The sequence below is a fragment of the Ligilactobacillus pobuzihii E100301 = KCTC 13174 genome (assembly GCF_000349725.1).
Lineage (GTDB): Bacteria > Bacillota > Bacilli > Lactobacillales > Lactobacillaceae > Ligilactobacillus > Ligilactobacillus pobuzihii.
In genome coordinates this window covers 1-3,187 of sequence record NZ_KB714693.1, presented here as the reverse complement: position 1 = coordinate 3,187, position 3,187 = coordinate 1, and the positions used below count along the sequence as shown (strand labels likewise).

The 3,187-nt window shown below is 38.5% G+C and carries 3 protein-coding genes; all 3 read left to right on the top strand.

Features of this window, described 5'->3' with window-relative positions; genetic code table 11:
- A partial coding sequence (locus LACPOB_RS11745) for a PTS sugar transporter subunit IIC (protein WP_040532781.1) occupies positions 1–1,269 on the top strand: 1,269 nt, incomplete at its 5' end.
- A 156-nt stretch (positions 1,270–1,425) separates the two neighbouring features.
- On the top strand, positions 1,426–1,845 hold the full coding sequence (locus LACPOB_RS0104155; protein WP_017867572.1) for a DUF3284 domain-containing protein: 420 nt from the start codon (positions 1,426–1,428) through the stop codon (positions 1,843–1,845).
- 49 nt (positions 1,846–1,894) lie between these two features.
- The gene (locus LACPOB_RS0104150) at positions 1,895–2,986 is read left to right on the top strand and encodes a DUF871 domain-containing protein (protein WP_017867571.1); all 1,092 of its coding nucleotides are present in this window, start codon (positions 1,895–1,897) and stop codon (positions 2,984–2,986) included.
- Positions 2,987–3,187: the final 201 nt, after the last annotated feature.

Genomic DNA, 3,187 nt, shown 5'->3' with positions numbered 1-3,187 from the left:
GATGCTTTTATCACTATCATGCCAGCCATGATGGCAGGTGCGGTCGCGAATGTTTTAAATGCTTTGATTCGTGATATCCCAACACAGATGCACTGGATGGGGATCGTGTCTTCAATGCAGTGGTTGATCGATATTAACGCCATGGTATGGACAGGTACTTTAGCAATTTTAGGTTTAATTTTTTCATTTACATTTGGTTACCAGTTGGCAGTTCAATATAAGGTTGAACCGATCACAGGTGGGATCGTAACATTAGGTTCATTCATTATTAGTTTGCCGCAAAGTGCATCGATTGAGTTAGGTTCAGCCTTAAATAAAGGCGCAGTCAAGGCTTTAACAGACGCTGGTGCAGCTGTTTCTGGCAAAGATGTTTCTTTGTGGGGTTATTTTAACTTCGGTCAGTTCTTTGGTTCAACGGGTTTCTTTACAGTTATGATCATGGGTGCAATTGCTTCCACGGTTTATATTTGGTTGATGAAGAAAAACATTACGATCAAAATGCCTGATTCAGTACCACCAGCTGTTGCAAAAGCATTTACTGGTATCATTCCAGCAACGGCCGCTTTGTATATTTCAGGTATCATTGGTTATGTCTTTAGCAAGTTCGGAACAACAGTCATTGAATTTGTCGCAAAGACACTGCAAGATCCATTATTGAATCTAAGTCAAGGTTTTGGAGCAGTTCTTTTAATGACAGTTTTAGTTCAGGTTTTTTGGTTCTTTGGAATTCACGGGACAAATGTTTTGGGACCAGTTATGGACAGTATCTGGCTGACAGCCCAGTTAGCTAACATTAATGCTTTCCAACAAGGAAAAGAGTTGCCATATCTGTGGACACGGAATAGTTTTGATTTATATGGATGGATCGGTGGCGCAGGCTCAACCTTGCTGTTACTATTTGCGATCTTGATATTCTCTAAGCGTGATGATCAACGTTCTGTTGCTAAATTGTCGATAGCACCGGGCTTCTTTAATATTAATGAGCCAGTAATGTTTGGGATGCCGATCGTATTGGATCCAATTTACTTTATTCCATTTGTTATCGCACCGACAGTCATGGTTTCGATTGCTTATGGGGCAGTTTCACTTGGTCTAGTCGAGCCGATCAAAAATCAAATTATTTGGTCAATGCCACCCGTCTTTAATGTTTTGATCGCTACAATGGATTGGCGTGCAGTTATTTTGCAATTGTTTAATATGGTGGTCGGCTTCTTAATTTATGTACCATTTGTTAAGGCAGCTAATAAAATAAGACCCACTGAGCAGTGAAAATGGTACGGATCTTCTGAACTTGTATATTGGCTAATAATTTAGTTTCTAAATCAAGCAACCGCCAGCCCTATGGGTGTTAGGAATTGGTGTATTGCTTGTATTCATTATAGCTTTATATTGCATGTAGTAAGGAAAAAAGAGAGGGGGAATAGTATGGAAATTAATATGACCTTAGACGCACCAGTTGAGTTTTTATACCATGAATTGATCGAATCAGCGTTGGCAGATATTCGTCAACAAGTGGGTAAAAAGATCTCATGGCGTGACTTGCCGGGCTACACGTATGAAAAAACGTGGACAACAGGTAAGGTGGCGAAAATGCACATTGATTCTGCAGTTCCAGGACAAAAATATGGTTATACGATGACAACTTCAGATCAAAGGTTTGTGGTGGAGTATCAACTAGAGAAAAAAGATAATACGCATGCTATTCTAAATTACTTTGAGGAAAATTACGCTAAGGACACTAAAACTAAGGCTAACCAAGGGATTGGTGCGTTCATGTTTGGGTGGTTACGTAAGCATCGTTTTAAGAAGATGGCCAGAAAAATGGCAGAGCAATATTATAAGTGATCAAAGGTAACCAATAATCAGCTAGTTAGTAAAGATAAGAGGTTAGAAAATGAGACAATTAGGAATTTCTATTTATCCAGATCAAAGTAACTTTGAGCGCGATCAAGAATATTTAAAACTTGCGCATCAATATGGATATTCTAGAGTCTTTACTTCACTTTTGCAGTTAAAAGGTGAAGGGGGCCAAGATATCTTAAGTCAGTTTAAACGCACGGTGGAATATGCTGATCAGTTAGGTTTAAAAACGGTCGTTGATGTAAACCCGGAATTGTTTACAGAATTGGGTTTAAAATATACTGACCTTCATGTTTTGCATGATTTAGGTGTTTGGGGTATGCGTTTAGATGAAGGCTTTACTGGAATGGAAGAGGCACAGATGACACATAATCCATTCGGCCTGAAAATCGAATTGAATATGAGCCATGGTACCAATTATTTGGACAGTATTATGTCTTATTCGCCCGAGTTGGATAACTTGATCGGCTGTCACAATTTTTATCCGCAAGAATATACCGGTTTAAGCGATGCAATTTTCATGGATTATTCTAAAAAGTATCGTCAATATGCTTTGCATACTGCAGCTTTTGTTTCATCACATGATGCGACATTTGGTCCCTGGCCGGTTAATGAAGGATTGCCAACGATGGAAAGTGACCGTTCAAGGTCGATGGCTAGTCAGGTAACTCATTTAAAGCTAACAGGTATGATCGATGATGTGATCATCGGCAATGCTTATGCTTCACAAGAAGAACTAGCCGCAGTTGCTGCAGCATTTAATAGTGATTATCCCACATTGCATGTCGATCTAGCAGAAAATGCTTCTGATTTAGAAAAAGAAATTATCTTGACACCTGCTCATTTGTATCGTGGTGATGCCTCTGAATATTTATTGCGTGATACTTTACCTCGGGTCGTCTACAGTGATAGGAGTGTTCCAGCACATACCAATAACTTTACTTTGGGTCGCGGTGATATTGTCGTTGTTAACGATGGTTATCCGAGATACAAGGGTGAATTGCAGATCGTTTTAAAAGAAATGCCAAATGATGGACGTAGAAACGTTGTGGGCCAATTAAAACAGGATGATTTAGCTTTGTTAGACTTCTTAGTACCTTGGAGTACTTTTAATTTAGCCAAATAATGTTAAAAATAAAGGAAAACGGGCTTTGTATGAATACATACTAGGACCGTTTTTTGTATGTTAATGGCTCTAGTATTATAATGAATAGATCCTTAATATATATTTAATTGCCTGATTTACAATCCAAGTGCAACACAAGTCAAAATTAAACAAAAAAGCCATAAAGGCCTAAACTATAAGTGTCTAAACTAAATAGAAAGG

Bases quoted from the DNA above. Each gene is read 5' to 3' on its own strand.
- LACPOB_RS0104150 (WP_017867571.1), top strand. From the start codon at position 1,895: ATGAGACAATTAGGAATTTCTATTTATCCAGATCAAAGTAACTTTGAG.
- LACPOB_RS0104155 (WP_017867572.1), top strand. From the start codon at position 1,426: ATGGAAATTAATATGACCTTAGACGCACCAGTTGAGTTTTTATACCAT.